Below are 24,068 nucleotides of genomic sequence, written 5' to 3' on the forward strand. Positions count from 1 at the left end.
GAAGCTGGCCGCTACCGAGGGCATCGTCGTCACAGAGACTGGGTTCGATGACGCGGTCACGACCGCGATTCACGCGGTCGCTGGGTACGCACCGGATCCGCCGCAGGACTTGATCCGGGAGGCTGAGACGGCATTCGCCGGAATGCTGGACGGGTCGAACGCGGCTCGCAAAGCAAAGGAATCGGCGGATAATCTTCGTCGGCTCGCCCAAAATTCGTAGGCTCGTGGTGTAGCGACAGCATTCCGCGCTTTGATCGCGGCGGCCCAGGTTTGAACCCTGGCGAGCCTGCCAACGGCTTGTAGTGTAACGGCCGCACGTCTGACTCTGATTCAGATAGTCCAGGTTCGAATCCTGGCAAGCCAGCCAGCGGAGAGCGCTCTCTCCATTCACATTTTGAAGACTTCCCGCCCAGTTTCGCGCGGGTGCAATTGACCCCCAGTTCCGGCCGTCTGGCCCTGGGGGTTTCGTCACATCAACACCCGATCCGGCCAGGTCGCCGACGGGTTGTTTCACGTGTCCAGGAGGCACAATCCATGGCCGACGAAGCCAACAACACCCCCGCAGAACCCACAACTGAAAACAGCAACCCGGTCGAAACCCCGGCACCCGCCGCGGCAGAAACCACCCCGGATCCCGGTGACTCTGTACAGGCCACCGAGACCACCCCCAACCCGGACGAGTCGGCCACCCCCGATGTAGACCCCGAGATCGCGCGCCTGAACCGCGAGGTCGACAAGCTCCGCAAGGAAGCTGCCGCCAACCGCGTCAAAGGCAACGAGAAGGCCGAAACCGCAGCTCAGGAAGCAGCGAAGAAGGCCACGACCGAGCTCGTGGAGAAGCTGCGGGAAACCCTCGGCCTCGACCCGGCCGAACCCGACCCCGCCGAACTGCTCAAGGAAGCCGAGAAGCAGGCCGCCGATTTCGCGGCCGAACGCGACTCCTACGCCGAGCAGCTCCGCGCATTCGCGCGTAAGGACGCCGTCGCGACTGCTGCGAAAGCAGTTGAAGGCGACCTCGACGCACTCCTCGATTCCCGCAAGGTGACCGAGGCAATCAACAAACTCGACACAAAAGCCGACGACTTCCTCGCCCAGGTGGCCGAAGTCGTTTCTGCTGCCGTCGAATCCAATCCGAAGCTCAAGAAGGCGCAAGACCGGGTGTCTGCTCCTCGAAGCGGCGGTGACCTTTCCGGCGGTAACGCGGCGCGCAAGCCGAATACCGCCAAGTCAATCGACGACTACCGGCGCGAGGCCCGCGAAAAGCGTGAACGCGAAGCGTTCTAGAGCCTGCGCTCCGGTTATAGGAGCACGCCACAATGGCAAACACTCTTCTCACCCCCGATGTGATCGCCAAGAAGGCCCTGGCGAACCTGTACGAAAAGCTGTGCATGGTTCCCCTGGTCTACACCGATGTGTCGCAGGAATGGAGCAGCCAGAAGATCGGCTCGACTGTCACCATCCGACAGCCAACGACCTTCACTGCACAGGACTTCGACCGGCAGTCGCCTGGCATCACCATCCAGAACGCCACTGAAACCGGCATTCCGGTGACTCTCGACACCCACAAGGACGTGTCGTTTCAGATCACCGCAGAGGACCTGACCCTGGAGCTTGAAGATTTCTCCACCCAGTTCCTGATGCCTGCTGCCGAGGCCATCGCGCAGGCTGTGGACCGGTCGATCATCGCCCAGGCGAAGGCCGACTTCGTCCAGGTCGCTGGCGAGTCCACTGATGTCGGCTACGAGTGGAACAAGCCGGAAGTGCTGATCGAGGCGGACCGGCAGCTCAACATCAAGAATGTTCCCGCGTCGGAGCGTTCGGCGGTTATCGGCCCGAGCACGCGTGCACCATGGCTGAACACCGAGATGCTGAAGCACGCTGACAAGTCCGGCACCACCGATGCCCTGCGTCGGGGTTCGCTCGGCCGCGACATCTTCGGCTTCGAGACCTTCATGACCCAGAACATCGTGCAGCCCGCGGGCTCGCCGGCTGTGGGTCAGCCGACCACCGAGGTCGGTCTTGCTTTCCACAAGACCGCGGTGGCGTTCGCTTCGGCGACTCTGGCGCTGCCGACCGACAACACGTGGGCGACCGTCGTGTCCTACAAGGGCCTGTCGCTGCGGCTGGTCAAGCAGTACGACATGCAGCAGAAGGCCGAGATCATGAGCCTCGACACTCTGTACGGCACCAAGACCCTCGACGCTGACCGCGGCGTGCTGCTGCGCGGCAATCTGCAGGCGTGACCATGATCCTCCGCGTCATCGAATGGTGGCGCGGGGGAGTGGTTGCCTGCCAATCTATTTGGAGATCCAGTGCCACATTTCTACCGGTATCTGCATGACCCGTCGTGGGTCATCGAGTCGGAGGAGCCGCGGCCGGACTTGCTCGAGTGGGCGTGGTGGACCGAGATCGAGGCGCCGGCGAAGCCAAAGCCCGAACCGGCTCCCGAGCCGGAACCGGAGCCCGAGCCGGAACCGGCGGCCAAGCCCGCGGCTAAGTCCACCCGGCGCACCAAGGCGGCGTGACCGATGGCCGTGCTGATCTACGCCGTCCCCGACGACCTGATCGACGGCGCATGGCTGACCGGCACGGCGCCCACAAACGCGCCGATCCTGCTGCGATACGCGTCGATCCTGGTGCGCCGCGCCACCATGTGCGACCGCTACGACACCGACAGCACCGGACTACCTACCGACGGTGGTGTCGCTGAAGCCTTCCGTGATGCGACCTGCGCTCAAGCCGCCATGTGGTGCCTCGCCGGAATCGACCCGGTCGCCGGGTCGGTCGGTCGTGAGCTCGCGGTCGCATCGCAAACGGCGGACGGCGGCTCGGTCACCTATGGCGACGCGGTCGACGCCGACGAGATCGACCGTGCCCTGTCACGGCTGCACTCCGCCGCCCGGCTGATTCTCAAGAACGCTGGCCTCGCCGCTCTGGGACCGGACACATGGTGAACTACCCCGCCCCGAAATATCCGGGCGGCCCGATGCTCACTGTCATCCGCACCGGCACCGCGAACTCGCGTGACTGGCAAGGCGACCTCCTACCGGCCGCCGAGACCGAACACGAGATCGGCCCGTGCGACCTGAAGTGGCTGACCGACAGCGAAGACAACACCACGGGCGAGCAGCTGACGTTGACCGCACAGATCACCGCACCACTGGGCTCCGACGTTCTCGCCGGCGATCGGATCCGGCTGCCCGACGGCCGAACGTTCGTCATCGACGGCCAGGTTCGTGTCGCACCGAACGGGTTCACCGGCTGGGCGACCGGAGTTCGTTTCGTGATCGCCAAGGACGGTGGCAATGGAGTTCGACGGAACTGACAATGACCTCCACGTGTTCCTCCAGGACAGTGCTGAACTCGGCGACTTCTTGCAGGAGATCGCCGAGCAAGGCGCCGATCGATGGACCCGCAGCGTCCGGTGGCTCACCGGCTACAACGCAACCCACATCGAAGCCTATGTCGAACCCGCAGACGACGAACCCGTCCAGGAAGGCATCGTGCTCGCCTGGGGCTACTACGCCCGCTTCCGTGAGCACGGCACCCGCTGGAACCGACCCGAGCACGTGATGCGCGACTTCATCCGAGACGTGGAGGGCTGACATGACGATGCCGCCGTTCCCGTCCTTCGACGACATCATGAAGGCCCTACTCGACGACATCGCTCCCGTCGTCACCTTCGAATCCGACCAGCTCGAACCCCCGTACATCTTCGTCACCCGTGTCGGCGGCAGGGCCTCCGATCTCATCGACGCACCAGTCATCGACATCGAGTACGTCGCTAGCACTCGCGAAGAGTCCAAGGTCCTGAAATCTGCTGGGCAAGAACGGGTGCTGGCCGCCGGGAACACGGCGCCGGGCGGCTATCTGATCGACACCGCCGATGAACAGACTGGCGGGCGGTTCATGCCGCCGCTGCGGCGCGATGACCGTGGCGTCACAGCCACCGTGCGCCTGACCTATCGCCGCCCGCGCGGCTGACACCTCCCTCTGGCACCCTCGCCCGTTGACGCGGGCCCTCTGGCGTGCCCAATTCAAGGAAATCTACATGCCTGCTGTCACTTTCGACCAGGTCGCGAACTGGAACCCCGATCTCATCCGGCGCCCCAACAAGGGCTTCGCGCTGCTCGGCAACATGGACGCGACCATTCCAAACGCCTTCACCGACGGTGTCGCCGCCGAGTTCCAGTCGCTGGCCTCGGCCGGGTTCGAGTCGCTCGGCTACATCGACAAGGCCGCGCCGCCCACTTTCACTCCTGAAATCGAGAGTTCCGACGTGGAAGCGTGGGGTGCTCTGGAGCCTCCGCGTACCGACATCATCTCCCGCAAGACGATGGTCTCGGCGACACTGCTCGAGACCAAGCGCCGCAACCTGGAGCTGTACTCCGGTGTCGACCTGTCCGCGATCACCGCGGACCCGACGACCAAGGAAATCCAGTTCACCGACCCGACCGCGCCCGAAACCCGTTATCACCGGGTGATCCTGGGTCTGGTCGATGGAGCTGGCGCGAACACGATCTACTACCTGCGGATCCTGCCGCGCGCCACCGTCACCAGCGTCGGCGAGCAGACCTGGTCACAGGACGGGTCGCTGGCCTACAACCTGACCTGGTCGGCCAAGATCGACGACGACCTCGGCTACAGCGTGAAGCACGTCCTGTGCGGCCCCGGCATCGGTCCACTGCTGGCCGACATGGGCTTCACCGCCACCGCCTCGGTCCCGACCATCACCTCGCACCTGCCCGCCGGCTCTCTCGCCGCGGCTGGCGGCGAGTCCGTTGTCCTGCTGGGCAGCCACTTCACCGGCGTCACCGCCGTCACTGTCGGCGGCACCCCAGCGACCGACTACACGCTGGTCAACGACACCACCCTGGCGATCACGACCCCGGCCAATGCTGCGGGCAGCCACGACGTCGTCGTCACGAACGCGACCGGGCCCTCTGCCGCGTACGCGGTCACCTACGCCTGACCGCACCTTGACTGCCGCCCCGCGCGTGATTCCTGGCCGCGCGCGGGGCAGGCACCCCCTTCCACATTCTTCAGCCAGGGCAGAGCCAGGAGCGAAATCCCATGGCATTCACCCCTATCCGTCTCGTCGCGCCGGACGGCCGTACCGCCCTCGTCGGATCAGCGACCGAGCGTGAGCAGCTGCTTGCCCGCGGCTACAGCTACGCGCCCGACCCCAAGCCGACCACGCCAGCCCGCCCCGCGCCAGCGCCCGTGGTCGCGCGTGAACCGGAACGGAAACCGGCCCCGAAGCCGGAACCCAAGACCAGCAAGTAACCCACTCTGCCAGGAGAAACACCGATGGCTGCCAAGAAGCTGAACCCTGCCGCGAAGTCGCGGTGGGCCACGATGCGCGACGAAGCACGCGCCAAGCACAAGCCGACCCCGCCGTACCTGTTCGACGCCGTCGACCCGCCGATCGAGATCAGCGCCCCCGACACCGTCGAGCGAGTGACCGCGATGGCCGAACTAGTCGACGGCAAGGGCGACTTCGAGTCCCGTGCACTGCGGCGGCTCGTGGCCGCGATCTGTGGTGACGCCTTCGATCGTGTGTGGGCGATCGTGCAGGACGAGCCGTTCGAGGTGCTTTTCGCGCTCGTGTCCGACATGTCCGACCACTTCAACAGCGTGCCCTCGCAGGTCGGTGACGACCTGCCGGGGGGTGCCTAGCCCTCGTCCTCCTCATCGAGGAGTACGGGGAAGAGATCGAATTCGACCTGCAGCAGCGGCTCGGTGTCGACCTCGGCGACTACTTCCGAGGTCGACGCCCCTGGCCGCAACTGCTCAGGTTCCTGCGCAGGCTGCCGATGGACTCGTGGTATCAGTCCGCGCTGGCCATGGACGAAGAGATCGGCTGGGCGCGAGCGCAACAACCGGTCTCAGAAAAGCGGGCACCGATCGCACCCCAAGGCTATTCGCTCGAGGTGCTGACGATGATCCGCCAATCCGAGCTGCTCAAAGAGATCATCCGCGCCCTGCCTGCAGTGTTCGGCGGCAAACTCCCGCCACCTTTCCCACCCGAACCGCGACCGCAAACTGCAGAACAACGCTTCCGCGACGCCATCGAACGGATCGAGCTGACCGACGCAGTGAACGCACTGCTGTCTGGCACACACAACTGAACAACAAGGCGGTGTAGCTCGTGACGATGCCCGGCGAATACAAGGCTGGCACCGCCTACCTGTCCCTGAAGCCGAAGCTGGCCGACCAGTTCCGGGCGCAGGTGAAGACGCTGATCAAACCGATCAACGAATCCCTCGCGGTCACACTGAAACCGCAGCTGACCAGCGGTTTCCGGGCACAGGTGAAAGACCTCGCCAAGACCGCGGCCGAGGGCTCTGGTGCGAAGATCGAATTCGGTCACAAACTGGCTCCAGGGTTCCGCGCCTCGCTGAAGAACGCCGCGAAGCTCGAAGGGCAGAAGGCGACCGCGAAGGTCTACTTCACTCCCGAGCTGAAGACCGGTTTCCAAAGCCTGCTGCGCGGCAAAGTCAACGCCGCCGCGGCGACCGTGCAGGGCACGATCACGCTAAAACTGTCCGAAGCTGGTGTGCGGCAAAAGATCCGCGAACTCAAGAACACTCTGCCCGCTGCACAGCTGCGAGTGAAGCTCGACCTGTCTGAAGCGGTCACCCAGCTCGAAGAGTTCCGTACCGCTGTCGCGGCGCAGCCCCTGTCGATGAACGTCAACGTCGACACCACCGCCGCGGTCGCCCAGCTGATGGCTCTGCGCACGCTGGCCTCCGATGTCGGTGACCGGGTCAACTCGCTCGGCGGCGCCAGCATCGGCCGCACCGCGCAACGGCTCACCGGCAACATCTTCACCCGCCCGATCCGGGCGATCCGGCTGCAGGTGCAGCTCGACCGCGACTCGGTCACCCGCGCCGAAGCTGAACTGGCGAACGTCATCTCCCGACTGGAGCTCGCCCGCCAACGGCAAGGCGACACCCTCGACCGGCTCACTCTCGCCCAGCAACGCCATGACGAGGTCCTGGCCAACGGCAACTCGACGCTGTCGCAGCGCACCGCCGCCACACAGCGACTCGCCCGCGCACAACGCGAACACGCCGACGCCACCGGCCGCCTGTCCAGCCTCATGGGCCAGGAAGCCGACGCCAACAACCGGCTCGACCGCGCCCGCAACCGGCAAGGCTCGATCATGAGCAGCCTGTCCGCGGCGTGGCGCGGATTCCAATCCGCCGCGGTCGACGCCATCTCCAACGCAGCCAAGAACCTGTTCTCCCTGTCGTCGCTGGCCGGGATCGCGAAAGTCGCGTTGATCGCGCTGGCCGCGGTGTCACTGATCCCGCTGATCGGGCAGATCGCGCAAGCCGCCGGCGTGCTCGCTTTGCTCCCGGCCGCAGTCGCCGGTTTCGGCGCTGTGATCGCCACGGTCGTTGCTGGCATGTCGGGCATCGGCGACGCGTTCGACGCCGCGAAGAAGGCATCTGAGGGTGCTGCCGCCCAGGCCAAGTCGCAGGCGAAAGCTGTCGCGGCAGCGAACAAGCAGGTCGAGTCGGCGGCCCGTGGTGTTGTTTCCGCCCAGCGTGGCGTGGTTTCGGCTGAGAAGGGTATCCGGTCGGCTCAGAAGGAGTCGCTGGCTGCGCAGAAGGCTCTGACTACGGCCCGCAAGGACGCTCGAAAGGAACTCGACGACCTCAACCGCGCGCTTGGCCGTACCAAGCTCGACGAGCAAGGCGCGGCTTTGGCGGTGGCCGAAGCACAGCAAGAGCTGAACGAGGTTCTACGTGACTCGTCATCGGACGCTATTGACCGCGCCCGCGCCCAGTACAACCTCGACCGTGCTCTGGCCGACCAAGAAGACACGCTCCGCAACTCTCGTGAGCTGGCCGAACAGGTCACCGAAGCCAACGAGAAGGGCGTCGAGGGCAGCGACCAGGTCGTCGCCGCGAAGGAACGCGTCGCCGATGCCGCCGAGAGCGAAGCCGAAGCACAGCAATCGCTGATCGACGCCCATCAGTCGCTGGCCGATGCACAGCAGCAGTTGGCCGAAGCCAACCAGGCCGTGGTCGAGGCGATGAACGAAGGCAGCGACGCCGCCGAAGAGTTCGCCCGGAAGATGGCGGCACTGTCCCCGGCCGCGCAGGACTTTGTCCGTAAATGGCTCGAGGTCAAGCCGCTGCTGTCGACCCTGGCCGACGGTGTGCAGGAAAACCTGTTCGACGGCATGGGCGATTCGATTTCCAGCCTCGTCACCAAATGGATTCCAACCTTGGAGACCGGGCTCGGCCGGATCGCGACGGCTATCAACGGTGGTCTGCGGCGCGCGTTCGCCGATTTCGAGTCCGAGGCGACGCGAAGCAAGCTGGAGTACATTTTCGACAAGGTCGCCGACTCGATCGGCCCGATCATCGACGGCATCCGCGACATGATCCAGGGATTCCTGTCCCTGGCCCAGGCCGGATCTGATTTCCTGCCGTCCGGTGCTCAAGGGTTCGCCGATCTGATGGCGCGCTTCCGTGAGTGGGCCGAAGATCCCGAGAATCAGCAGAAGTTCAAGGACTTCATCGATAAGTCGCTGGCTGCTTTCGGCCGTCTCAAGGACCTCGTCGTCGAGGTCGGTCGCCTGATCGGCGCCCTGTTCTCCGGGTCGGAGGAGACCGGTGAGGACATGCTCACCGACATCACCAACAAGCTCAAGGAATGGGCTGATTGGCTGAAATCGCCTGAAGGCCAGCAGGCAGTCAAGGACTTCTTCGCCGACGTCAAGTCCACTGCGGACTCGATCGTCAACGCCCTCGAAAAGATCATCGGCCTGATGGACACGGTCGGAAACTCGGCCGCAGGCAAAATGCTCGGCGGGATTTTCACTGACACGAAGACCGTCAAAGATGAGAATGGCAACGAGGTCGAGGTCGATAAGACATTTACCGATCGGCTCGGCGAAGTTGGAAGCGGTCTCGGGACCGGGCTGAAATACAACATCCCGGTCAATTTCGCCATCAGCTGGGTAAGTAACGGCTGGGAATTTGTCGGAAAACAGTGGAATCAATTCACCCTAAAGTTCGGTGAAGCCTGGGACGGCTTCACGTCGTCTGTGGCGACCGGGGCCGGGACTGTCGGGACCTGGTTTGGTGAGATCGGCTCGAAAGCCGAATCCCTCAACAGCGCCATAGGGTCAGCTTGGGCGTCGATCACCTCCCACATAGCCGACAATATCGGCGAGATCATTAGCACCGCTACAGGTTTCGGGAAGCTGAAGTCCGAAGCAAGCGCACTGGTGACGTTCTTCGGGAACTTGGTCAGCGATATCGGGATCGAGTGGGACAAGCTGCCCGGCAAACTGTCCGGCGCCATCAACGGCCTGATCGACGCCCTCAACACCCTCGGCGGCATCTGGAACAAGGTCGCCTCGAAACTGGGTTTGCCGCAGTGGGATCCGATGGACCACATCGGTGGCAGCACCGGCGGCATGCAAATGTGGTCCGGTCCCGGCCCCGCAGCGGCCAAACGCTGGCAGGGCGGTCCCATCACCGGCCCCGGCGGACCTACCGAAGACCGCGTCCCGATCCTCGCCTCTCCCGGCGAGCACATGTGGACCGCGGCCGAGGTCAAGGCCGCCGGCGGGCATGACGCGATGTACAAGATGCGCGCCGCCGCGCTCAAGGGCGGTGGCACGCAGTCCCAGCCCGCGGCGGATGGTCCGGGCCGGTATGCCGACGGCGGCATCGTCTCGACCTCGGATCCGCTCGACCCGATCCAGGCCCAGCTGTGGGACCTGGTGCGCACAGCCATCCCTGGCGCGGTGTTGACCTCGGGTAAACGCTTCCAAGACGTGGGGTCCGGCTACGACCTGCACATGCAGGGCAAGGCCATCGACCTCGGCGGGCCGATGAAGGAAATCGCCCGCTGGATCTACAACACCTACCCACAGTCGGCAGAGTTGATCCACTGGCCACTCGACGGCTGGCAGAACCTCGACGAAGGCCAACCGTACGACTTCGGCGCCGCGACGAACGCAGCCCACATGGACCATGTCCACTGGGGCGCAAACGATTTCCTCGGAAACCTGTCCGACGAAGAGAAGGCCAGCATCTTCGCGCGCATCGGGTCTGCGATCTCCGGGGCTGTCACCAGCGGCCGGAACGCTCTCGCGAACAGCCTGCTGCTGAACCCACTTCGCGCCGCGGCGAACAGCGTCCCCGAAATCGCTGGGCTCGGTGACGCAGGAAAGATCCCGCGCGCGTTCGCGCAGAAGCTCGTGGAGGCCCTCGCCAGCAAGATCCTCGGATCGGGGTCATCCGGTGGCGGGGGAGCGAACTACGTTCCTTCTGAGGGCGTCGAGCAGTGGCGCGACATGGCGTTGGAAGCCATGCGCCGCGAGGGCTTCAACGCGGACGACCCGGCCCAGGTCAACGCGATGATGGCGCAGATCCAGTCCGAGTCCGGCGGCAACCCGAACATCCTTCAGCAAGTCCAGGATGTCAATTCGGGCGGAAACGAAGCCCAGGGTCTGCTGCAGGTCATCCCTGGCACGTTCGCGGCCTACCGGGATCCGTCACTGCCGAACGACCGCACCGACCCGATGGCGAACATGGTCGCCGCGCTTCGCTACTACAAGGCGACGTATGGCATGGACCTCACCACCATGTGGGGCCAGGGCCACGGTTACGACCAGGGCGGCATCTTCCCCAACGGCACCTTCGGCTGGAACACCAGCGGGCTGCCGGAAGCGGTTCTGACGAACCCGCAGTGGCGGATGTTCCAAGACTTCGTCGCAAACATGACCAACCAGGCGCCGCAAACGCTCGAAGGGCCCGCGGTCACCGGCGTCGACACAGGCACTGACGGAACGAGCTCGTACAACACCTCCGGGGTGGAGACGTTCGAAGAAGTCGGCACCAATGCGCAGGAGCGGTTCTCGTCGGCACTGTCGACCGGGTTCGAGGATCTGGTTTCGACGACGCTCGACCCGCTCGGCCTGCCGGATCCGCGTGATCTGATCCCGTCGGCGGTCACCGACTACGGGTCGACGCTGGCGTCGTGGCAGCAGGCACGGTCCAGTTCGGCGGAAGCGTCGCAAACCCTGGCCCAATCCGGGTACCAGGCTGCGTCGGTTCCCGCGGCGGGCGCCGCGAACACCGTCATTCAGCGCGGTAGTGAAGGCGGCTCGCTGACCACCATCGATAACTCGACCACGATCAATTTGACGACGCCGAACGTCGATGAGGCGTTCCGCAAGGCCGAGTTGATTCGCGATATGCGTGCGCTTCAGCACACGGCAACTGCAAGGGGCTAACTCGATTGATGCGTGAGTCCGCCCGCATCGACATCTACGGGCCGGACGGCTCGCACTTCCAAATAAGCGGCGCTGGCGCGTCGAAGAAGCTCTTCCTGGCACCGAACATCAAGGGCATCTTCGACGCGCCGGTTACCACGCTTCGGAAGTCGAGCGTCTACCAAAAAGGTGCGACGTATGAGGGCAAACGATACCAGCAACGCGACATCACTTTCGCGGTCAACATTCACGGTGAAACGCCCGAAGAATGGCAAGACCTGCAAAGCAGGTGGAACGCGGCCTGGGAGTATGAAGCCGACCGGTGGGATCCGGCATCCACTTTGACGAAAATGTCGGTGACGACACCGTCGTCGGGGACCAGGAGCCTGTGGCTGGCGAAGAACGACACTGTCGAGTTCGAGTCGAAACACGATCCACGGATCACCCGCACTTCGGTTCAGCCGATGGCGGTTGTTGCTGATCAACCGTTTTGGTTCGAAGACCGGTATGAAGACAGTCCCTACGACTATTTCGAAACCGGCGCTACCGGCACTTCGGAAGGGTTCGTGACTATTTCGAACCCGACCGATCAGCCGATGTGGCTGCAATGGGTTGTCACCCGAGGGATTTGGACTTTGCCGGACTACACATGGTCCGGGACGAAGCATCACCGGATTCCCGGCGGGCAGTGGCCTAACCGGAAGATCACTCTCCCGGAATTGACCGACCTAGAGGGCGGCGCCCGAATCACGTTGTACCGGGACAAGCTTCAAGTGCGTGACTTCGCAGGCACGAACCTCGCCGGGCAGATGAACGGTATTTCGTTCCTTCATCAGATCCCGCCGAAGACGCCGGAAACGAACCTTCCGGTGAAAGTCGAGAACGCCCCTGTCGGGGGTGCGCGAGTGGACGTTTACTGTCAGCGACGGTGGTCGCATGTGTGGGAGGTGCGATGACCGACCTCCTTGAAATGACATTGGAAGAACAGTGTCAAGCGATCTGGGACGCCACCAACGCGGCGGAGGAAGCGGACCGCCGCGCACGCCTCGAACCGCCTTTGATGAGGGTCTGGACGGGCGATTTCAATCTGGTCGGAACGCTCGACAGCGAGTATTCGGCCAGCTTCACCTGGCTCGACAATGAAGTCGGTCCGGGTTTGACCGAGATCCCGCTTGACGATCCGCTTGCAAAATGGATATGGCAGGTCTCGGCACGCATCCTTCGGGGCGAGAAACGCAACGTCTACATCACCGTCGACAAAGACGGTGCCCGCTGGTCTGGCCGCATCCACGATCACACGGTTGAAAAAAGAGAAGACGGCTCCCGTGTTTTGGTCGTCCGATGGCTCCATGACATGTCCATGCTGGAATATTATTTGGCATGGTGTAACCCGTTTCTGCCGGATTTTGTGCAGTTCCCTAGGGTGTTCTTCCTGGCAGGACCCAGTATTTGGGCTTTGAAAACCGCCCTGTTCCTGAATGTGATGCGCGAGCAGGATAACTGGTGGGGCCTGCCTGATGACCCTATGGACCAGAATTCTAGTGCACCCGGAATGGGTAACTGGTCTGTGGTCGTCAAACCGACGACTTTCGCCGAAGACATGCTGGCTGGGACACTCTGGTCGGTGCCGAACTCGCGTTTTAAACGCTGGGTCGACATGGCCGAGGATATCCTTGAGGACGCCGAGCTTTCAATCGTTGTCCGTCGGTTCATCGCGGCCGATGACGAACAGCCTATCGAGGGTCAAACGCTGCGCAACGGTGCGCTCGTGGTCGACATCGTCGATAAGTCCGGCTACTACTCCGACACCTCCAACGGTGGAGACCCGTTCCTCGGATTGAAACGCACCGTTGCGAAGTTTGTCGAGGATTTCATCGACCCGATCGTCGAAGACATCGTCGACCCGGCAATCCCAGGCTCGTACAAAGTTCCGGGGCTCCGGTTGACGGATAAGTCGTGCCCTTACGTCATCTATCTCGAGGGTGAAGAGACGGGTATCGAATCGTCTAAGTTCATCTTCACTCCGTCGACCGCGGTTCAAGTTGTTGCTGGTGGGCATTCGTTTCCTTTCGTTAACGAACTAATCTCGGCGGCCATTCAGACCGCAGGCGATCTCCTGGCCGCCGCGGTCGTAATCCCGCCCATTGGCGGTGCCGTCGACGCCGTCGCCCAAGTTTTCTACTGGGACACCATCGCCGCCTGGATGCGGATAGCAAGTCCGGGCCGGATCGCGAATTCTGGATGGGCGCGACCATTCGAAGTCCTAGCGTCCGGATCAGACCGCGCGTACACGCTCGAAGCATTGCTTTCACTTCGAAAAGCGCTGCACGAGACGCGGTCTTGGTTCAGTCACGAGATCAATATCCGTGACGGCGCACCGTGGTTTATCGGAGACAACGGCAAAGGCCACTTTTTCATCGGTGACCGCATCGGCGCACAAGTCATCGGCGATTTCGCCTCCACTCTCTACGTCGACGACCACATCATTTACGTCGACCGCGTCCGCGAACTCACCCTCGCATGGGATCGGGAATCACCGCCGGAATGGGTGCCGATCATCGGCGAGAAGGAAAAGAACAAGGACCGCGGCCAACGAGCCCTGTCCTTGATCGCGGACCTCGGCTCGCTCGTGCAACAGCTCGCCGTCCACGGCCGATAGCCCAGGAGTACATCGAATGTCGAAGAAGTCGGCGCGCCCCAAACAATCACAAGAGGTCGACACCTCGCCGTGGCTGAAGGCAGGCGAGTTCCCCACCTTCGAAAACTGCAATCCGAACTGCCCCGAGGAAGCCTTCCTGTGGATGTACTCGGGGCTGCCCGGTATGAAAGGCGCACCGCTGCCATTCCCGATCGAGTACCTCCGTGAGGTGTCGCGCCGGCAGTGGGATTGCGGTGCTCGCCCACCGGGTTCGACGATCCCGTCCGAGCGGAAGATCAAATACCAGAAGCCTCGGCAAACTGACCCACATTGGCTGGTGTCGCCGGGCGTGTGGGAACCGATCGATGCACCGGACCGGTCGCAGTTCGATCTGAAGGAGTTTGTCGCGTCGCTGCCGCAGGACGCGAAACGTCAGCTCGCCGAAGCGATGGGCTTCGACCCCGAAGCCGCCGTCCCGTCGGATGACCGCATCGTCGAGGGCGTCGAAGGCGGCGGCACTGGCAAGGTGAAGGGCTCTCCGCAGTATGGGCGCCCATCCAGCGACGGCGCTTACGTCACGAACGTGCCCGTGCGCGACCCGGGCTGGAATCCGTGCCTGCACACCGTCGACGAAGTCCTCGAGTATCTCGAAGCCGTCGACGCCGAAGAACGCGACCGGGTCGTTGCCATCGAACGTTACCTGTCCAAGAAGCCACGGAAAACGATCATCGACCGCTATCCAGGGGTGGGCGTGTGAGCACCGCAGTCGACTTCGCTGCCCGCCTGATCGACCCGACCGCCATCAAAGCGGCCGGACACTCGGGCGTCATCGCATACGTGTCCCCGCCGCGGCCCGGCGCAGAATGGATGCTGGCCAAACCGGTCACCAGGCACTACACCGACCAGTGTCGCGCCGCCGGCATCGACGTCGCGTCGGTGTGGCAGTACGGCAAGCCCGGCAACCCCTCCGCCCCGTCTGACTGGACCACCGGCTACGAGGGCGGTCGGCGCATGGCGCAAGACGCGGCGGACCGGCACCGCGCGGCGGGCGGGCCCGACAAGGCGCCTATCTTCTTCGCCGTCGACGAGGACATCAGCCTCGACGCCTGGAACGCCACGGCGGTGCACTTCTTCCGGGGCGTGAATTCCATCCTCGGTGTGGAGCGCACTGGCATCTATGGGCACGCCCGCGTGTGCGCGTGGGCGGCGGAAGACCGCGTCATCGGTGTCGCACCCGGCGGGAAGTTCTGGGCGTGGCAGACCCGCGCCTGGTCCGGCGCGCTGATCGGCCCCGAAGCGGTCCTGTACCAGCGCGTCATCGACACCCCCAGCAATCCGGGCCCGCAGATCGACGGTACCGCGGTCGACGTCAACGACATCCTCGCCCCCAATTTCGGCCAGTGGGCGCATTTCACCACTCCGACCCCACCGCCGGGAGGCCCCGCCGTGCTCAACCCGCCCATGGTCGAGGAAGACCAGACCGCCAACTCCCCGAACTCGCACAGCCGCAACGGCACCCGCGTCCGGCTCGGCGTCCTGCACACCCAGGAAGGCAACGGCACCGCCCAGTCGCTCACCGACTACCTGAAGCGACCGAGCTCGGCTGTCTCCTACCACTACGTCATCGACAACGAACGCTCCCTCGGGCTCGTCCCCACCGACCGCTGTAGCTGGTCCGTCCTCGACGCCAACCCGTACACCGTGAACCTGTGCTTCGCCGGATCCCGCGCGAGCATGTCCCGCGACGAGTGGATCACGAAGTATGACCGGGCCATCGACATGGCCGCCTGGCTCATGGTCCGCGACGCCCGCCGGTACGGTTTCGAACCGCGGGTCATCGGCTGGGACGAACTCCGCGGCGGCCGTGACGGGCTCACCGATCACGCAGGCATCACCCACGGACTGGGCATCGGTACACACACCGATTGCGGCCCCAACTTCCCTTGGGACGTCTACAACGACCGCGTCCAGCACTGGGCCAGGACCGCGGCAGCTCCTACCGTCAACGCCATCGACGCGAAGGCCGCCGAAACCCCGTGGCTCGGTGCCCGTCTCACCGACGGCGAGAACACCTGCCCCGACGGGGTGGGGAAGTGGGCGCACTTCGAGCACGGCTACATCTACTGGCATCCCGCCACCGGCGCGCACCCGATCTCCGACCCGGTGTTCGACAAGTTTGCTGCCCTCGGCTGGGAAGCGGGCCCCCTCGGGTACCCGGCCAACGATCACACCGTCCTCAAGGATCCGTCCGGCGCGGACTGGGGTGTCGTGCAGGGCTTCCAAGGCGGCGCCGTCTACCGACGCCACGGCCAGCCCCCGTTCTGGGTCCACGGCGCGATCCGCGACCACTGGAACCGCTCCGGCTTCGAAAACGGCCCCTACGGCTGGCCGACCTCCGACGAACAACCGTTCGACGGCGCAGCGTTCCAGGACTTCGAAAACGGCCGCATCTACTGGACCCCCAAGCCCACCCTCGGTGTGCTGGCCGCGGGTCCGATCGACAACCCCCTCGCCGACGCCGCCTAACCACGCGGCGCCCCATCTCGACAACCCAAACGAGGTACCTCCATGTCCTTCGACACTCTCCGCGACCTGTCCGCCGATGTACGCGGACGCCTGTACGCGCTGCTCGCGCCGGTACAGGTCCTGCTCGTCACCCTCGGCCTGCTCAACGACTCCGACGCCGCCCTGTGGGTCTCGATCGTCGGCGCAGTCCTCGGCTTCACTGTCGCCGGCGCCAACAGCACCGCGACCTGGCGCACCTGGCTGTACCGGATCCTCACCGTCGCGCAGCCCGCCCTGATCACCTATGGCGTCCTCAATGATTCGCAGGCATCGGCCGTGATCGCCGTCATCGCCACCGCCCTCGGTCTGGGCGTCGCCGCAGCCAAGACCCCGGCTATCGGATGAGCGCCATCTGGACGGCCTTGATCGGGGCGTCCACTGGCCTGCTCGGCGTGATCGCGGGGTTCTTCGCCCCGCGGTCACGCTCGCTGGACTCCCAGCGCGCCGACTTCCAAGCCGTGTCCGAACTGCTGGCCCGTCAGGTCACCGATCTGCTGACCCGCGTCGAGAAGCTCGAAGCCCAGCACGATGACGACGCAGCGCGTATCGACGCGCTCGAAGACCAGCACGTCGAAGACACCAAGCAGCATCTACGTGACGTACGGCGGATCAACGCGCTCGCCGCCTACGTGCAAGACCTGCTGGCGTTCATCCAGCGCCATGTTCCCACGCCACCGGCGCCTCCGATCCCGCCTGAAATCTCCCAAGACATCTGAATACCTGTGAAGGGGGGTGATCCTCGGTGACCGCCCCCAACGAGCCGATTCCCAATGGCTCCATCCAGCCTGGCGACTTCACCGACTTCCAGGCAATGACCGCCGAGGACGTCGAAACCTCGCTCAAAGCAGGCGCGAAAGTCTCTTACGGCAACGCCCAGAACACTCACGGCGTCGAAGTCAGGTCCCGCATCGACGGCGCCTACGACGCCATCACCGTCGTCGAGGGATACGCCGACCAAGCGGTAACCGACGCCCAGGCAGCCGCCAACGCCGCAGCGAACGCCGTCGACATCGCCGACAAGGCATACATCAACAGCTCGTTCTGGATCATCGAATGCGTCGTCGCCTCAGCCGCAGTCGTCCTCGGCGACAACGAACTGCTCCTCGGCCCGGTACTCAACGTGCCCGACGACCAGGACGCCTTCCTCACTGACGTCCACATCGCCCTGCTGACCCAGCCAGCGGGAATGACGATCGACTGCAAGAAGTGGAACGCCACCGGCACAGCCCACACCACTTTCACATCCGCCGTCATCGGCGCGAACGTCACCCGCTACAACATCCCGCTGCTCGAGGTCCCCGTGCTGGACAAGGAGCGCTTCTTCTACACCGTGCCGACCATCACCGGCTCCACCGCACCGCAAGTCCTGCAGATCGCGGTCGCCGGCGTCTTCACGCCGAAGCCCTAGGAGGCCACCGTGCTGATCTTCCACTGCATCGGCGCGACCGGAACGATCGAATCCGCGCCCCGGGTTCAACCGAACCGGGAAGCGCTGTGGGCCGCGGCTTTCGAACGCGAATCGCTCGAGGGCTTGTTCGACATGACCCCCGCCGACCGTGCCATCGCCATCCTCGACGCCGCGATCGCCCGATTCAACGACATCCCTGACGAACTGCGCGAACATCTCGACCCGTCCGATCGGCTCGGCCTGCGCGGAAACCGGCTGGCACTCGCTGGAATCCGCGCGTTCCTCGCTGACCACGGCGGCACGATCTCTGGGGCGTTCGAAGAGTGAGCTTCCTCGTCCGCCGCAACGTCCCGCGCGCATGGGCCGGATACAAGGACAGCTTCACCTCCTACCCCGAAGGTGATGTTGTCGGCCAAGCCTATTGGCCGTGGGTCCACCTCGGTGGTGGCCGCAGCTACATCAACAGCATCGACGAGCTCGTGGTCACCGAGCAGGTGGTCAACGACGACGGCCGCGGCCCCAGCTACGGCTGGCAGCCCTTCACCCCGAATTGGGGATTCGAATGCGAAGTCTGGTACCCCGTCGAAGGCTTGGACAACCAGCATTTCTTCATCGTCTTCACCGACTCTTGGACCAAGGTCGCGCCCACCAAATTCCAGAAGGCCGCCGCCGTTGGTTTGAAACACGAGCTCGGTGGCGCCGACAATGTCGCCTACGCCGAATTCCCCGACATGTTCACCCCATTCGGGAACCTGTACACCTGGCCACCGCCAGGTGGCGCGTTCTCCGGTCGCACCTTGACGGTCCGGGTGTGGTGTGAAAACGACGAATGGCTACGCATCTGGCTCAACGGCTCGTATGTCGGCTCGGTAATGCCGTCGCCGCAGTACAAACTGGGCCCGACGCGTCGCGCGGTCAGGCTCGTGAACCGCTCGTACTGCAACGTGTGGGTCCGCCGCACCGATCACTACGACCGGCCCCCGACAGTCCCGCCGAAATCCGTGTGGTCCTCGATCTTCTACGACGACTTCAACCGCGCCGACGGCCCCGCAGGTAACGGCTGGACCCAGCTCGGTACCGACGCAGGCATCACCTCCGGCCGGTACGTCCACGCCAACGCCAACAACAACAGCGTCGGCCTGATGCGTAGCGTCGGCAACCTCAACGGCCGCGCTCGCATCGAAGCCATCGTCCGAAACCCGTCCAGCAGCGCAGATTCCAGCCTGATGCTGTTCATGAACGCTGCTGGCGACCAGGCCCTGACCGCGAACATGTACTCCGGCCACCTCTATCTGGGGCGCCTCACGTCCAGTGTCAGCGGCACGCCGAGCTTCTTCGACTTCTCCGACCGAGCCGTCACGATCGCCGATGGCGACAAGATCGCCTTCTCCGTCTACGACGAGATCTGCTGGGTCGAGAGAAACGACGTCCCAGTCCTTTACGCAGGCAACGTCCACAACGTGGTGCCCGCGACCAACGCCTACGCCGGGCTACGTGTCCGCCGCCAGGATTCCTCGAATTCCGCGGCTTTCGACGACGTCCGCATCTACTCCGGCGTCGGCCTCTGAATTCCCTTTTACGGAGGGCCGAATGCTCGGCAACGAACCCATCGTCGACACGCTAATGCTGGTCACCGGCCAGGACTTCGTCCACCAAATCGACGTCCCCGACGGATCTTTCATTCCCGCAGAAACCACCTGCGAACTCGTCATCTACGACGCCGCAAACACCATCGTCGCGACCTGGAACGCCACCGTCACCACCGACTGGGTGGCTTGGCTCATCCATTCCGAAGTCTCCGACACCATCAACATCCCAGCTCATTTCCGAATCTACATCCACTTCTCGGATGGCAAGGACTTCTGCTGGTACCGGGGCCAAGTGGCCCGACAGGATTGATTCACAATGGCAATTGCTGTAGCCGCAACGCGGCAAGTCCTCGCCGACGCCTACAAGGGCCTCAACGGTGGCTCTACCGTCTGGGTGTCCCTGCACACCGCCGACCCAGGCACCACCGGCACCTCCGAAGCATCCGGCGGCTCCTACGCCCGAGTCCAAGGCACCTGGACCTCCGGCACCGGTGGCGCGCTCACCATGGCTGAGTTGACCTTCAACGCACCCGCCGGCAACTTCACCCACGCCGGACTCTGGTCAGCGTCGAGTGCTGGCACCTTCCACGACAAGTGCGCGCTGGCCCCGTCGATCACGCTCGGGTCCGCCGGCACCATCAAGGTCACGCCCTCCTTCTCTGTGAGCTGACCATGGCTGTCCCGCTCCCCACCGGCACCCGATGGGTCGCGGACCTGCCCGACGGCGGCACCAGCACTGCCAGGTTGCCGGGCGGCACCCGCGCCATGCTGCCGGGCCGGATGTATATCCCGCCACCGATCGCCGCATCGACGGCCGAAGGCATCCTCGCGGCTCTCGCTAGCCCGACCACCACGGCAGCATTCACCGCCGAGGGAACCCTCGCTGGCGTCCAATCCCCGGCCTCGACCGCAGAGTTTGCCGGCGAGGGCGTGTACGCGATTCCGACGGACCGGCTGGACGCCGATGCCGAAGCCACGGGCGAACTGCAGGCCGCCGCGGCGCCAGTCACCTACGCGGCGTTCTCGGCATCCGGTGCGCTGTCCGGCATCCAGGCTCCCGCGCCGATCGCCGACTTCACCGCCACCGGCGAAATGGTGATCCCGACCAGCGCGGCCGTCGCGCCTCTGACGGCCGAAGGCCAACTCGAAGCAGTCGCGGCCCCGACCGCTCTCGCCCAGTTCACCGCGTCGACCAGCCTGACTGTCTCCAACTACCCGGCAGCGACGGCACCGTTCACCGGCGCTGGCACCCTGGCGGCACCACTCGTAGCCTCCGCGGGCGCACCGTTCAGCGGCGCTGGCGCGGCGAGTGCTGTCGCGGTCACGTTCACCTCGACTGGCATGAACAAGTCCGGCACCCATCAGCCCTCCGGCACCGAGGCAGAGATTCCGGGCTGGACTGCCGACACAACCGGCTACCCCGGGTCGACAATCTCGGGCAACGCGCTCGTTGTCAACGGCGCGAAAGCCGACGCGACGATCTCGGCCCGCGCGCAATGGAACCCAGGCTCGGGCGGCAACACCGTGGTGCTGACCCTCTACCGGAACGGAGCACTCCTGGCTACCGGCACTGGCTCGTCGTCGTCGCCGTCGACTGTCACCGCGACTGGGGTGAACGTCTCTCCTGGTGACCTGATCACCGTGCGAGCGCGCGACACCAGCTCGTGGGGAAACACGCAGTTCAAGGCCACTATCCAAGCGGGCACAGGCACCTACGTAAGGTGCGAGTGATTCCGCTGGCAACATCGAACAGCCCCCGACCTTTCGAGGTCGGGGGCTGTTTTGTTGCGTCCGGCACTTCGGATGATAGAGGGGTGCATCCTCAGCAAACTTCCGCTACTCTTCGAACATGTGTTCGAAGAGTTCGCGGGAGGTGTCACCGGGCGTGATGTGGGAGCGTTTCGATGTTCACGACATCTACCCCGGCGAACTTTCCCTGCTCGACGTACTCGGCGTCACCACCCGGCCCCCAAGTGGGCGAGTCGCCTACCGGATCGACTCCACCTGGCGCTGGTGGAAAGAAGTCGGCCACATCGTCATCCCGGTACCCGGCCGCGTCGAGGTCTGGCCGCATCCCGGAATCAGCCCCGACGAACTCGCCGCCCTGCGCGGCGCCGGTGCCGAAGCGTTCCTCGCACCGCCTACCGAGGGCGCGTGGGTGCGTCGCCGCGGCGTCTGGGAATGCGCGATCGACGTCCCCCTCAGCTAGCCCTGGGGGGGAAGGTTGATCCGCGCGAACGGCACCCCGAGACCCTCGCTGGCCGAGAAGACGGTCGGCTTGGTGCCCGGCGGCACGTCGTAGTAGACGGTCTTCGTTACGCTCATGCCTGGATTCAGCTCTACGTCGCCGCGGCCGGTCGTCTTGTCGTCGGCGCTGTACATCCGGTCCTGTGCGTCGAACACGTAGGGGGATCCGGGGTCGAACCCCTCCGCAGCTTTGCCGACATTCGTGACTTTCACTGTGACGGAGATGTACTCGCCATCGGCAGTGTTCGACCCGACTTTCGACTGTCCTGTCGTGACCTTCAGGACCGCGAACTCGAGGTCGCCGCTGGTGTCTGTCGGTGGGGTGGAGTAGGTGACGGTGGTCGCTGAGCTATCGGCGGCGTCGCCGGAGTTGCCTTGTGTGGCGACGACGGCAGCGACGATTCCGAAGATGACCAGGCAGGCGAAGCCGATCGCAAGAATCGTGACGACACGGTTGGTGCTTGACTGTGGTGGTGCGGGGGCTCGATATGGCCGCGGCTGCCCTTGGGGTGGTGGCGGGTACGTCATGGGCGGTGCCCCCTGCTGTCGGTCGAGGTGCGGCTTGTGCACAGTCGACCGCCAGCATAAGGCCGGGGTTGCTATCTGCCTATGGGCGCGCCGGATCGACGGTTGGGGCAGGAGGCCCACCGCCATCGGGGGATTGAATTGAGTCAACTGGAGAGAATATAGTGAACTCAAATCAACCCGATGGATTGGGGTATCAGATGGCAACCAACACCAAACAACCGAAGGCGATCAGCTCGTCGACCGTCGCCGCGGATCGACTGTGGACGATTGACGAGCTGGCTGCATACCTCCAGGTGAGCAAGCCAACGATCTATGACTGGCGGCTCAGCGGGTACGGGCCGCCGGCGTCGCGGATCGGCCGTCATCTGCGTTGGGAGCCGACCGTGGTTCGGACGTGGGTCGCCGAGCGATCCGAAGTGGATGCCGCGTGAGCCACATCGAGGACCGCTGGTGGAAGGACGTGCCCGACCCGACCACCAAGAGCGGGAAGCGCCGTGAGAAGAAGACCGGCTACGGCAAAGGGATGCGCTACCGGGTCCGGTGGATCGGGCCCGGCGGGACTGAAGAGTCTGAGTCCTTCCCTGACGGGCATAAGCGGGCGGCCGAGAACTTCCAGAAAGAGATCGACCTGTCGCTGCTGGCAGGCACCTACGTGCATCACCGCATCGGCGAGATGCTGTTTTCCGAGCACATCGACGAGTGGTTGAAGGGCCGGTCCGCGGACCCAGTGAGTCGCGACAAGGTGAAAGGCTCGGTCAGCAAGCACATCGTGCCGTTCTTCGTGAAGAAGTACGCGACGGTCGCGGCGGCTTGCACCGAAGCGGGCGTGAAGGACTGGCTCGCCTGGCTTTCGCGCCGCGGCCTGGAGTTGTCGTACCAAGCGCAGCTGTACGTGATGTTGACCTCGATCATGGAGGCAGCAACCCGCGCGCGGATGGTTCCTGAGAATCCGTGTAAGTCGAAGTCGATCACACCGCCGCGGCCGACGCAGAGCAAGATCATCCCGTGGCCGCCGGAGCGTGCACATGCGATCTGGACGCATTTGCCGCCGCGGCAGCGGATCGCGGTCGCGCTGGGTGCGGGGTGCGGTTTGCGGATCGGCGAGATTTCTGGGGTGTCGCCGTCGGATTTCCGTCGTCGGGAGCGGGTGCTCGATGTACAGCGGCAGGTGCGGTGGGTGCCTGGTGGCGGTGTCGTGTTCTCGCCTCCGAAGGGCGGAAAGTCTCGGGTGGTGCCCGTCGGAAAGGCTGTTTTCGATGAGATCGACGAGTACATGGAGAATTTCGAGCCGACGGTGGTCACGCTGCCGTGGCGGACTAAGGATGGGCGGCCTGAACGTGTCGAGGTGTTGATGGTGCGGAGGTCTGGGCTGCCGTACTACAACAAGGCGTTCGAAGCGTCTGGGTGGCATTCGGCGTTCAATCGTGCCGGTTTGGTCAAGCGGTTGAAGGTGGATGGTCCGCATGCGTTGAGGCACCTGTATGCCTCGACGTTGCTCGAGCAGGGTGTGTCGATCAATGATCTGGCGGAGTATTTGGGCCACCACAATGCGTCGGTGACGTTGAAGTACTACGCGCATATGATGCCGTCGAGTCATCATCGTGCGAGGGGAGCGGCCGATGTGGTGTTGAAGACTGTGCAGTCGGGCAGGCCGGTCGATCTCGATGACGATGCCGAGGCGACGTAAAGTGACGTCGGATGCTATTGGATTGCTATTGGCTGGTTCGGGATGGTTAGGTATGAGTTGGGCTGGCTCGATGTTGTCGTTTCGAGCCTGGCCTGCGGGTTCTGGTCGCGGCCTGCCGTTTCGCGCTGTGACGGCCTATTGACGGCCTGGGATTAGGG

The 24,068-nt window shown here is 64.3% G+C and carries 28 protein-coding genes and 2 tRNA genes; 29 read left to right on the plus strand and 1 reads right to left on the minus strand.

All coding sequences use genetic code 11. The features are described from left to right. Nucleotides 1–218: 218 nt before the first annotated feature. From ACFOW8_RS28670 to ACFOW8_RS28800, 27 genes are all read left to right on the plus strand, one after another. Nucleotides 219–292, plus strand: a tRNA-Gln gene (locus ACFOW8_RS28670). 1 nt (nt 293) lies between these two features. Next, nucleotides 294–367 (plus strand) — tRNA-Gln (locus tag ACFOW8_RS28675). A 167-nt stretch (nt 368–534) separates the two neighbouring features. Further along, nucleotides 535–1,284: a hypothetical protein gene (locus ACFOW8_RS28680; RefSeq protein WP_378554794.1), complete on the plus strand. Its 750-nt coding sequence runs from the start codon at nt 535–537 to the stop codon at nt 1,282–1,284. A gap of 32 nt (nt 1,285–1,316) precedes the next feature. Further along, nucleotides 1,317–2,243, plus strand: a complete 927-nt coding sequence (locus ACFOW8_RS28685) for a P22 phage major capsid protein family protein (protein ID WP_378554796.1) — start codon at nt 1,317–1,319, stop codon at nt 2,241–2,243. 69 nt (nt 2,244–2,312) lie between these two features. Beyond that, complete coding sequence (locus ACFOW8_RS28690; protein ID WP_378554797.1) at nt 2,313–2,525, plus strand: hypothetical protein; 213 nt, start codon at nt 2,313–2,315, stop codon at nt 2,523–2,525. Between the two features lie 3 nt (nt 2,526–2,528). After that, nucleotides 2,529–2,954, plus strand: coding sequence for a hypothetical protein (locus ACFOW8_RS28695; protein ID WP_378554798.1), 426 nt, complete (start codon nt 2,529–2,531; stop codon nt 2,952–2,954). Then, nucleotides 2,948–3,325: a hypothetical protein gene (locus ACFOW8_RS28700; RefSeq protein ID WP_378554799.1), complete on the plus strand. Its 378-nt coding sequence runs from the start codon at nt 2,948–2,950 to the stop codon at nt 3,323–3,325. The genes ACFOW8_RS28695 and ACFOW8_RS28700 overlap by 7 nt, the downstream gene beginning before the upstream one ends. After that, entirely contained in the window at nt 3,306–3,605 is a 300-nt protein-coding gene (locus ACFOW8_RS28705; RefSeq protein WP_378554800.1) for a hypothetical protein, read from the plus strand. The genes ACFOW8_RS28700 and ACFOW8_RS28705 overlap by 20 nt, the downstream gene beginning before the upstream one ends. 1 nt (nt 3,606) lies before the next feature. Further along, the gene (locus tag ACFOW8_RS28710) at nt 3,607–3,984 is read left to right on the plus strand and encodes a phage tail termination protein (protein ID WP_378554801.1); all 378 of its coding nucleotides are present in this window, start codon (nt 3,607–3,609) and stop codon (nt 3,982–3,984) included. A 67-nt stretch (nt 3,985–4,051) separates the two neighbouring features. After that, a complete protein-coding gene (locus ACFOW8_RS28715) occupies nt 4,052–4,972 on the plus strand; it encodes an IPT/TIG domain-containing protein (protein WP_378554802.1) in 921 nt (306 codons plus the stop codon). A 101-nt stretch (nt 4,973–5,073) separates the two neighbouring features. Next, complete coding sequence (locus ACFOW8_RS28720) at nt 5,074–5,286, plus strand: hypothetical protein (RefSeq protein ID WP_378554803.1); 213 nt, start codon at nt 5,074–5,076, stop codon at nt 5,284–5,286. 24 nt (nt 5,287–5,310) lie between these two features. Next, nucleotides 5,311–5,679 carry a hypothetical protein gene (locus tag ACFOW8_RS28725; RefSeq protein WP_378554804.1) on the plus strand — a complete coding sequence of 123 codons (369 nt, stop codon included), beginning with the start codon at nt 5,311–5,313 and terminating at the stop codon, nt 5,677–5,679. A gap of 137 nt (nt 5,680–5,816) precedes the next feature. Beyond that, nucleotides 5,817–6,131: a hypothetical protein gene (locus tag ACFOW8_RS28730; RefSeq protein WP_378554805.1), complete on the plus strand. Its 315-nt coding sequence runs from the start codon at nt 5,817–5,819 to the stop codon at nt 6,129–6,131. Nucleotides 6,132–6,157: 26 nt separating this feature from the next. Further along, a complete protein-coding gene (locus tag ACFOW8_RS28735; protein WP_378554825.1) occupies nt 6,158–11,269 on the plus strand; it encodes a transglycosylase SLT domain-containing protein in 5,112 nt (1,703 codons plus the stop codon). 8 nt (nt 11,270–11,277) lie between these two features. Beyond that, nucleotides 11,278–12,204, plus strand: coding sequence for a hypothetical protein (locus ACFOW8_RS28740; RefSeq protein WP_378554806.1), 927 nt, complete (start codon nt 11,278–11,280; stop codon nt 12,202–12,204). After that, nucleotides 12,201–13,907 (plus strand): Gp37-like protein, encoded by a 1,707-nt coding sequence (locus ACFOW8_RS28745; RefSeq protein ID WP_378554807.1) that lies wholly within the window; start codon nt 12,201–12,203, stop codon nt 13,905–13,907. The genes ACFOW8_RS28740 and ACFOW8_RS28745 overlap by 4 nt, the downstream gene beginning before the upstream one ends. Nucleotides 13,908–13,923: 16 nt before the next feature. Continuing rightward, nucleotides 13,924–14,643 (plus strand): phage gene 29 protein family protein, encoded by a 720-nt coding sequence (locus ACFOW8_RS28750; protein ID WP_378554808.1) that lies wholly within the window; start codon nt 13,924–13,926, stop codon nt 14,641–14,643. Beyond that, nucleotides 14,640–16,412, plus strand: coding sequence for a glycoside hydrolase domain-containing protein (locus tag ACFOW8_RS28755; protein WP_378554809.1), 1,773 nt, complete (start codon nt 14,640–14,642; stop codon nt 16,410–16,412). The genes ACFOW8_RS28750 and ACFOW8_RS28755 overlap by 4 nt, the downstream gene beginning before the upstream one ends. Before the next feature lie 42 nt (nt 16,413–16,454). Then, nucleotides 16,455–16,796, plus strand: a complete 342-nt coding sequence (locus ACFOW8_RS28760) for a phage holin (RefSeq protein WP_378554810.1) — start codon at nt 16,455–16,457, stop codon at nt 16,794–16,796. Further along, nucleotides 16,793–17,167, plus strand: coding sequence for a hypothetical protein (locus tag ACFOW8_RS28765; RefSeq protein WP_378554811.1), 375 nt, complete (start codon nt 16,793–16,795; stop codon nt 17,165–17,167). Before ACFOW8_RS28760 ends, ACFOW8_RS28765 begins: the two co-directional genes overlap by 4 nt. A gap of 26 nt (nt 17,168–17,193) precedes the next feature. Continuing rightward, the gene (locus tag ACFOW8_RS28770; protein ID WP_378554812.1) at nt 17,194–17,859 is read left to right on the plus strand and encodes a hypothetical protein; all 666 of its coding nucleotides are present in this window, start codon (nt 17,194–17,196) and stop codon (nt 17,857–17,859) included. A 9-nt stretch (nt 17,860–17,868) separates the two neighbouring features. After that, nucleotides 17,869–18,186 carry a hypothetical protein gene (locus tag ACFOW8_RS28775; protein ID WP_378554813.1) on the plus strand — a complete coding sequence of 106 codons (318 nt, stop codon included), beginning with the start codon at nt 17,869–17,871 and terminating at the stop codon, nt 18,184–18,186. Further along, nucleotides 18,183–19,427 carry a hypothetical protein gene (locus ACFOW8_RS28780; RefSeq protein ID WP_378554815.1) on the plus strand — a complete coding sequence of 415 codons (1,245 nt, stop codon included), beginning with the start codon at nt 18,183–18,185 and terminating at the stop codon, nt 19,425–19,427. The genes ACFOW8_RS28775 and ACFOW8_RS28780 overlap by 4 nt, the downstream gene beginning before the upstream one ends. A 22-nt stretch (nt 19,428–19,449) precedes the next feature. After that, nucleotides 19,450–19,758 (plus strand): LtfC-like domain-containing protein, encoded by a 309-nt coding sequence (locus ACFOW8_RS28785; RefSeq protein ID WP_378554817.1) that lies wholly within the window; start codon nt 19,450–19,452, stop codon nt 19,756–19,758. A gap of 6 nt (nt 19,759–19,764) precedes the next feature. Further along, complete coding sequence (locus ACFOW8_RS28790; protein WP_378554818.1) at nt 19,765–20,118, plus strand: phage tail fiber protein; 354 nt, start codon at nt 19,765–19,767, stop codon at nt 20,116–20,118. A gap of 74 nt (nt 20,119–20,192) precedes the next feature. Continuing rightward, nucleotides 20,193–21,179, plus strand: a complete 987-nt coding sequence (locus tag ACFOW8_RS28795; protein WP_378554819.1) for a hypothetical protein — start codon at nt 20,193–20,195, stop codon at nt 21,177–21,179. A gap of 118 nt (nt 21,180–21,297) precedes the next feature. Beyond that, nucleotides 21,298–21,657 carry a hypothetical protein gene (locus tag ACFOW8_RS28800; protein WP_378554820.1) on the plus strand — a complete coding sequence of 120 codons (360 nt, stop codon included), beginning with the start codon at nt 21,298–21,300 and terminating at the stop codon, nt 21,655–21,657. On the opposite strand, the gene ACFOW8_RS28805 is transcribed toward ACFOW8_RS28800, so the two are convergent. Further along, the gene (locus ACFOW8_RS28805; protein ID WP_378554821.1) at nt 21,654–22,223 is read right to left on the minus strand and encodes a DUF4352 domain-containing protein; all 570 of its coding nucleotides are present in this window, start codon (nt 22,221–22,223) and stop codon (nt 21,654–21,656) included. The genes ACFOW8_RS28800 and ACFOW8_RS28805 overlap by 4 nt on opposite strands. Nucleotides 22,224–22,420: 197 nt before the next feature. Here ACFOW8_RS28805 and ACFOW8_RS28810 point away from each other — a divergent pair, with 197 nt between their 5' ends. Then, nucleotides 22,421–22,654: a helix-turn-helix transcriptional regulator gene (locus ACFOW8_RS28810; RefSeq protein ID WP_378554822.1), complete on the plus strand. Its 234-nt coding sequence runs from the start codon at nt 22,421–22,423 to the stop codon at nt 22,652–22,654. After that, entirely contained in the window at nt 22,651–23,910 is a 1,260-nt protein-coding gene (locus tag ACFOW8_RS28815; RefSeq protein WP_378554823.1) for a tyrosine-type recombinase/integrase, read from the plus strand. The genes ACFOW8_RS28810 and ACFOW8_RS28815 overlap by 4 nt, the downstream gene beginning before the upstream one ends. Nucleotides 23,911–24,068 lie beyond the last annotated feature (158 nt).

Origin of the sequence: Nocardia rhizosphaerae (genome assembly GCF_042650365.1) — a bacterium.
Classification (GTDB): domain Bacteria; phylum Actinomycetota; class Actinomycetes; order Mycobacteriales; family Mycobacteriaceae; genus Nocardia; species Nocardia rhizosphaerae.

Coding starts and splice junctions, on each gene's coding strand:
- ACFOW8_RS28750 (WP_378554808.1), top strand. CDS start 13,924: ATGTCGAAGAAGTCGGCGCGCCCCAAACAATCACAAGAGGTCGACACC.
- ACFOW8_RS28745 (WP_378554807.1), top strand. CDS start 12,201: ATGACCGACCTCCTTGAAATGACATTGGAAGAACAGTGTCAAGCGATC.
- ACFOW8_RS28760 (WP_378554810.1), top strand. CDS start 16,455: ATGTCCTTCGACACTCTCCGCGACCTGTCCGCCGATGTACGCGGACGC.
- ACFOW8_RS28790 (WP_378554818.1), top strand. CDS start 19,765: ATGGCAATTGCTGTAGCCGCAACGCGGCAAGTCCTCGCCGACGCCTAC.
- ACFOW8_RS28735 (WP_378554825.1), top strand. CDS start 6,158: ATGCCCGGCGAATACAAGGCTGGCACCGCCTACCTGTCCCTGAAGCCG.
- ACFOW8_RS28720 (WP_378554803.1), top strand. CDS start 5,074: ATGGCATTCACCCCTATCCGTCTCGTCGCGCCGGACGGCCGTACCGCC.
- ACFOW8_RS28695 (WP_378554798.1), top strand. CDS start 2,529: ATGGCCGTGCTGATCTACGCCGTCCCCGACGACCTGATCGACGGCGCA.
- ACFOW8_RS28685 (WP_378554796.1), top strand. CDS start 1,317: ATGGCAAACACTCTTCTCACCCCCGATGTGATCGCCAAGAAGGCCCTG.
- ACFOW8_RS28740 (WP_378554806.1), top strand. CDS start 11,278: ATGCGTGAGTCCGCCCGCATCGACATCTACGGGCCGGACGGCTCGCAC.
- ACFOW8_RS28800 (WP_378554820.1), top strand. CDS start 21,298: ATGTGTTCGAAGAGTTCGCGGGAGGTGTCACCGGGCGTGATGTGGGAG.
- ACFOW8_RS28700 (WP_378554799.1), top strand. CDS start 2,948: ATGGTGAACTACCCCGCCCCGAAATATCCGGGCGGCCCGATGCTCACT.
- ACFOW8_RS28785 (WP_378554817.1), top strand. CDS start 19,450: ATGCTCGGCAACGAACCCATCGTCGACACGCTAATGCTGGTCACCGGC.
- ACFOW8_RS28725 (WP_378554804.1), top strand. CDS start 5,311: ATGGCTGCCAAGAAGCTGAACCCTGCCGCGAAGTCGCGGTGGGCCACG.
- ACFOW8_RS28810 (WP_378554822.1), top strand. CDS start 22,421: ATGGCAACCAACACCAAACAACCGAAGGCGATCAGCTCGTCGACCGTC.
- ACFOW8_RS28730 (WP_378554805.1), top strand. CDS start 5,817: ATGGACTCGTGGTATCAGTCCGCGCTGGCCATGGACGAAGAGATCGGC.
- ACFOW8_RS28715 (WP_378554802.1), top strand. CDS start 4,052: ATGCCTGCTGTCACTTTCGACCAGGTCGCGAACTGGAACCCCGATCTC.
- ACFOW8_RS28705 (WP_378554800.1), top strand. CDS start 3,306: ATGGAGTTCGACGGAACTGACAATGACCTCCACGTGTTCCTCCAGGAC.
- ACFOW8_RS28680 (WP_378554794.1), top strand. CDS start 535: ATGGCCGACGAAGCCAACAACACCCCCGCAGAACCCACAACTGAAAAC.
- ACFOW8_RS28710 (WP_378554801.1), top strand. CDS start 3,607: ATGACGATGCCGCCGTTCCCGTCCTTCGACGACATCATGAAGGCCCTA.
- ACFOW8_RS28765 (WP_378554811.1), top strand. CDS start 16,793: ATGAGCGCCATCTGGACGGCCTTGATCGGGGCGTCCACTGGCCTGCTC.
- ACFOW8_RS28805 (WP_378554821.1), bottom strand. CDS start 22,223: ATGACGTACCCGCCACCACCCCAAGGGCAGCCGCGGCCATATCGAGCC.